This is a genomic window from Flavobacterium sp. (assembly GCF_028712645.1).
Classification (GTDB): domain Bacteria; phylum Bacteroidota; class Bacteroidia; order Flavobacteriales; family Flavobacteriaceae; genus Flavobacterium.
Window position 1 is genome coordinate 1 of sequence record NZ_JAQTPQ010000260.1, and the last position, 4,837, is coordinate 4,837.

General features: G+C 26.7%; 13 protein-coding genes. All 13 read right to left on the bottom strand.

Translation table 11 applies throughout. The features are described from left to right. Window positions 1-181, bottom strand: a 181-nt coding sequence (locus PHC28_RS15675) for a hypothetical protein (protein ID WP_300102794.1), incomplete at its 3' end; no start/stop codon positions are given. A gap of 17 nt (window positions 182-198) precedes the next feature. Continuing rightward, window positions 199-627 carry a hypothetical protein gene (locus tag PHC28_RS15680; protein ID WP_300102797.1) on the bottom strand — a complete coding sequence of 143 codons (429 nt, stop codon included), beginning with the start codon at window positions 625-627 and terminating at the stop codon, window positions 199-201. 6 nt (window positions 628-633) lie between these two features. Continuing rightward, window positions 634-1,077: a hypothetical protein gene (locus tag PHC28_RS15685; protein ID WP_300102800.1), complete on the bottom strand. Its 444-nt coding sequence runs from the start codon at window positions 1,075-1,077 to the stop codon at window positions 634-636. 27 nt (window positions 1,078-1,104) lie between these two features. Further along, complete coding sequence (locus PHC28_RS15690) at window positions 1,105-1,251, bottom strand: hypothetical protein (protein ID WP_300102803.1); 147 nt, start codon at window positions 1,249-1,251, stop codon at window positions 1,105-1,107. A 2-nt stretch (window positions 1,252-1,253) separates the two neighbouring features. Further along, window positions 1,254-1,400: a hypothetical protein gene (locus tag PHC28_RS15695; RefSeq protein ID WP_300102805.1), complete on the bottom strand. Its 147-nt coding sequence runs from the start codon at window positions 1,398-1,400 to the stop codon at window positions 1,254-1,256. Between the two features lie 6 nt (window positions 1,401-1,406). Then, window positions 1,407-1,583 carry a hypothetical protein gene (locus PHC28_RS15700; RefSeq protein WP_300102808.1) on the bottom strand — a complete coding sequence of 59 codons (177 nt, stop codon included), beginning with the start codon at window positions 1,581-1,583 and terminating at the stop codon, window positions 1,407-1,409. 13 nt (window positions 1,584-1,596) lie between these two features. Further along, complete coding sequence (locus PHC28_RS15705; protein ID WP_300102811.1) at window positions 1,597-1,830, bottom strand: hypothetical protein; 234 nt, start codon at window positions 1,828-1,830, stop codon at window positions 1,597-1,599. 9 nt (window positions 1,831-1,839) lie between these two features. After that, the gene (locus PHC28_RS15710; RefSeq protein ID WP_300102813.1) at window positions 1,840-2,364 is read right to left on the bottom strand and encodes a DUF4326 domain-containing protein; all 525 of its coding nucleotides are present in this window, start codon (window positions 2,362-2,364) and stop codon (window positions 1,840-1,842) included. Further along, on the bottom strand, window positions 2,345-2,602 hold the full coding sequence (locus tag PHC28_RS15715; RefSeq protein WP_300102816.1) for a hypothetical protein: 258 nt from the start codon (window positions 2,600-2,602) through the stop codon (window positions 2,345-2,347). The genes PHC28_RS15710 and PHC28_RS15715 overlap by 20 nt, the downstream gene beginning before the upstream one ends. Beyond that, the gene (locus tag PHC28_RS15720) at window positions 2,584-2,709 is read right to left on the bottom strand and encodes a hypothetical protein (RefSeq protein WP_300102819.1); all 126 of its coding nucleotides are present in this window, start codon (window positions 2,707-2,709) and stop codon (window positions 2,584-2,586) included. The genes PHC28_RS15715 and PHC28_RS15720 overlap by 19 nt, the downstream gene beginning before the upstream one ends. A gap of 9 nt (window positions 2,710-2,718) precedes the next feature. Further along, window positions 2,719-2,937 carry a hypothetical protein gene (locus PHC28_RS15725; RefSeq protein WP_300102822.1) on the bottom strand — a complete coding sequence of 73 codons (219 nt, stop codon included), beginning with the start codon at window positions 2,935-2,937 and terminating at the stop codon, window positions 2,719-2,721. A 9-nt stretch (window positions 2,938-2,946) separates the two neighbouring features. Continuing rightward, window positions 2,947-3,276 (bottom strand): hypothetical protein, encoded by a 330-nt coding sequence (locus tag PHC28_RS15730; protein WP_300102825.1) that lies wholly within the window; start codon window positions 3,274-3,276, stop codon window positions 2,947-2,949. Between the two features lie 69 nt (window positions 3,277-3,345). Further along, window positions 3,346-4,837: hypothetical protein (locus PHC28_RS15735; RefSeq protein ID WP_300102827.1), on the bottom strand; the 1,492-nt coding region annotated here is incomplete at its 5' end.

Below are 4,837 nucleotides of genomic sequence, written 5' to 3' on the forward strand. Positions count from 1 at the left end.
CTCTGATTTCTTCTCTTGATTTGAATCCACTATCAGTTGCGAACCCATCGTTTGGTGAGTCAGAAGATAATATCGCATATTTCCTATATACATTGGAATGATAATTTGGAAAATCCAAACTAACTATTATTTCTATATTATTTTCGTCAAAAAATTGTACAGCTGGTCCAAATATTATCATAATAAAAATTTCCAAAATTAAATATTTTTACTGAATTCAACCGAATCGTTGAATAATTCTAAATCACTTTTCTTTATTGGTACAGCGTATTTGAATGAATTTCTTGATGTTTTAAAACTATAATAATCAGATACTTCCATACAAGAATACACCCTTTCTAAAATAGTTTTGTCATCCCAAGTTAAATTTGAAACCCAACACCATATGCCAGAATTAGGAATATTATGCCACCATTTATTTTTTAATGGTAATATTTTCCATCCATCTTTATATAAAGATAATAAAGTATCAATATCTATATCAATACGATAATTTTCATTATTACAAAAATATCTTAATTCACCTTGTTCAAATGTAATATATCTTTTACCATTTGAACAAGTAATATAAAATCCTTTAATTAAATATTGTAATAATTCTTGCCCATTTCTAACTTTAAATCCCATTCTAAATCAAACCTTGTGAAAATATACATTTTTATTATCAGTTCTATTGATTGATTTACACGCACCTAAATAATCTTTACCGTTGAATTGGCGAATAAATCCACAATGAGATGATAAAAAATAGCAATTTTTACATTGCATAATATTCTCTTCTTCCATCACAATAAATGTTGATTCGCCCAATTTAAAAGCAGAACCTAATTCTCTTTCAATAGGTTCGTTGACTACCTCTGAGTATCTAGTGTAATCAACCAAATCAATAACATCTTCTTCTGAATCAATATTTCCTCTTTCAATTGCATATTTTATTGCTGATTCAAATGCAACTTCTTCATCAATAACATCTTCTTCTAATTCAACACTAATAATGTTTTTTTGATTATCAAAATCAATCACATATAATCTGACCTTATAAATTTTACCTGTTTCACTAAAATGTGTTCTCATCATATTCACCATTTATTAAGTATTATTGAATTAACGATTTATATTATAATCACAGTGTCCGATATCATCTACAATTGGTACTTTAATATGGATTTCTCCACCACTAAAACAAAATGAATTTATATCAGTTATTGTTAAAATATTATCTGCATTTGAATCAAAAAATTCTATTCTCATTATCACTTACCTTTTAATAATTTAATTATTTGTTGTTCAGCAAGATACCAATTGTATTCAGGATCTTCACTACCATTTAACCACATAAAATATGCAGCTTCTTCGATCATTTTGATATATGATCTATATTCTATTAAACCATTTCTCATATATTTTTATTCAAAAGTTTTTGCTATGGTGTAGCCTACTTGCAATTCAATATCAAGTATTAACACTTCTAATTCATATTCTTTTTCAAGAATCTTTTTCGCTTGATCTGCGCTCAACGGAAATCCACTATTAGTGACCCATTGATTTAATTCATTATCCCAATTTATTCTTTTTCCGTACATAACAAGATTCCTATCAGCTAAATTCTATCAAATCATCCCATTCAGGAGTTTGTCTAAATATTAAAAAACTATCAATTGCGTTTATACAATTCCTTAGAGAATCAACTTCTTTGCCATGTAAATCTTGCTTGAATGCTTTCATAGCCATCATTCTATATAATAAGATTGGTTCAATACCAGCCGATTTATCTAATAAATCATGATAACCGAAAAACTCAATCAATCGTTTTTCTTTCTCACTATACATAAACAATTCCTAATTAAATATTGTCATCAAATCATTTTCTTCTATATATTTAAAATTATAATTGAATATTCCTTGATTGTCAATAATTGCACTTTTAAAATTTTTATTTTTTACTAACCAATTATTCCTTTCTGATGTTTTTATTAAGATAACATTTTTTATTATATCAATACTAATAAACCCAAGGATATTATTAACATATAAATTCAGATGATATAATAACTGTCTATCAATAAAACTAAGATCAATATTTTCATTAGCAACTTCTAATAGTACATCACAATGACACGGATATGGAGAACAATAACACAATAAATTCTTTCCTTTTAATTCAGTTTTAACCTTAGCTAAAAGAGGTTGATTTCTAATCAAATCATGTTTAAATAGTGCGATTGCTTCTCCACGGGTTTTCACCTTGTACTTTGCTTGGGTATTATTCTTATGTGAATAAGGATTACCAAAATCACTTCCTCTACCACAATAAACTGCATCGAATGGATAGTAATCTCGTTTATTATATACGCGGTATTTCATCTAATATACTTGATATTTCAAAATATAAATTCTTTGCTTCTTGCATTTTCCAAGGCATATTTTCTTCTTGATGATGGACGAAATCAATGAACAATTTACGTTTTAAATCGCCCAAACAAGAAATACATTGTAATTTATATTCAAGTAACTTGTAAGTCAACTCATCCGTTATATTTTGATCTACTTTGCTACCATGGATTGAATCATGATCAAAATCAATCATTTTAACATATCCCACATTTTTTTTCTGATTGCAACCTGCTTTTCCTTTGCTTCTTTTATTGCATCATCAATATTTTTATAATTTGATTTAACGAAGATATAATCATCAATTTTAATAATCATTGTAGTATCCTATTTTTTAATTAGACGCCAAGTTTCTTTTTCGCAGCACTCATCAGATCTAATAAAAACTAAATCCCATGAATATAGTACATCATAGATATATTTTAATAGATTTGGCAAGAAAAATATACCAGAAAATTCAATCGTTGTTTCATCAATAATATTCAATTCAAGTCGAAAATCAAAATATAGATCATCAAATAACTCAATAACTTGTTCTTTATTCATATCCATCACCTAAAGCGTTGTATATAGTCCAGTTACAGTTTCAAAAATTTCTTTCAGTTGATCACAATAAACACCATCGAATGTTTGCTTCTTAGTAATTATAGTATTAAAAGTTTTTTTGTCAATTTTTTGATTATAAAATTCCATCCTATATGTATCATCAGAGAGTAAAGATACTTTCAATTTATTTGAACCAGAAATATTCCTTGTTAAATCCATTCTCAACCAAGGAAATTCATTAGTATCAGTCTTATCAGCAGTTAAGAAATTTTTTGAACCTGTCATCAAAACAAATCTTCTCCCGCCTAATTGATTCAATATTATTTGCTGAATAAACATAATATAATCTCGTCACTGTTTTAAATTTACAAGATAAATTATATATCTTTTTTAACAAATGTCAAATTTTTATTTTATGAGACCTAGCATATACAACAGAGTGCCTTTTGTGATATTTTTGTATTTTCCCCAGTTATTCCACACATCCCCTATTTCTTTGTCTGATTTACCTCTAGTAACGATAGGAATAACGTATCTGAAGTCTTGTTCAGTAAATCCCGCAGCATTCATTGCAGCAGCCAGGCGGCCAAATAAATAATGATCATGAAAATCATATCCACCAGTTATCAATAAATTTAATAAAAATTCATTAGTATACTTATCATATTTTTTATTAATAGATTCACCAGATCCTTCAATATCAATAGTTTTATATTGTTGTCTAACTCTTTTTTGTAATAAAGATTCTTGAGTGATATATTTCAATAATACATCATCAAACAAATAATTTAATTGATAAGATTTTATATTTGATCTAAAATCCTCCTTGTTATTTAATCTATCTCTAAAATAAATTGAAAATATACTATGATCTACTTGTATATCAATATAATAATTCATATTATCCCAATAACACCCAACTATACCATATTCTGGAGACATAACTATAGGTTTTTCAACGAATGATGGCATTGACTTCAAAAATTCATCAAATAGTTTACTATCATCTAATACACTAATTTCAGATGTGTTCAATACAGCATCAACTTTAATTGTATGTCTAACAAAATCTTGTTTATTAACTGAGTGTAATCTGATAAAAAATGCAGAGTCAATATGATTGATATTTTGACAAGGCATATAAAATACACTAGCAGGAGATACTTTAGTTAAATCAATCCCTGAAAATTTAACTCCTTCAAATTTTTTTCTGTCTTGCTTAGAGCAAGTAATATATCCATAACCATTTATTATTGTTTGAATATAATTATGTAAACAAATGTACTCATCAAAATCAACCTTTCTATCTAAAGCGAAAACAACTCGATATCTATTAGGATCTAATTTAGATGTACTATATGTATTCATTATTAAACAAGAAAATTTATGATCTTCATTAAAAATTTTCTTAAATTCGAGAGGACTTAAATCTCCGTCATCAATATCTAATACTAAAATATCAGAACATAATACATTATCATTTGTTTTCCCTATATTATCAAACACACCAGGTGAAAACACAATACCATCTTTTTTGTCAACAACATTTCTGGTATAGTATTTTTTTAATTCTCCAAATAATTCATATACACTATCAGTTTCTGCTATGTAACTATCAGATGTATAAATATTTTTAAGTAATGATATATGGCATTTATTTTTTTCGGTTATATCAACATCAGCAAATAATTCACTTAAACTCTTCTTCTTTTGTTTTTGATATGTATTTAGTAATACTACATTATTTTGTATCTTACCTAATCTTATAATTTTACAACCAATCATCAAAGAAGCTAAATAATTTGCACTTGCTTTGTCATGTACATAAATAGAAACTGGTTCAGATGATAATATATCTCTTAAACTGGTTCTCATACTTATTTGATATGATATTTCATGA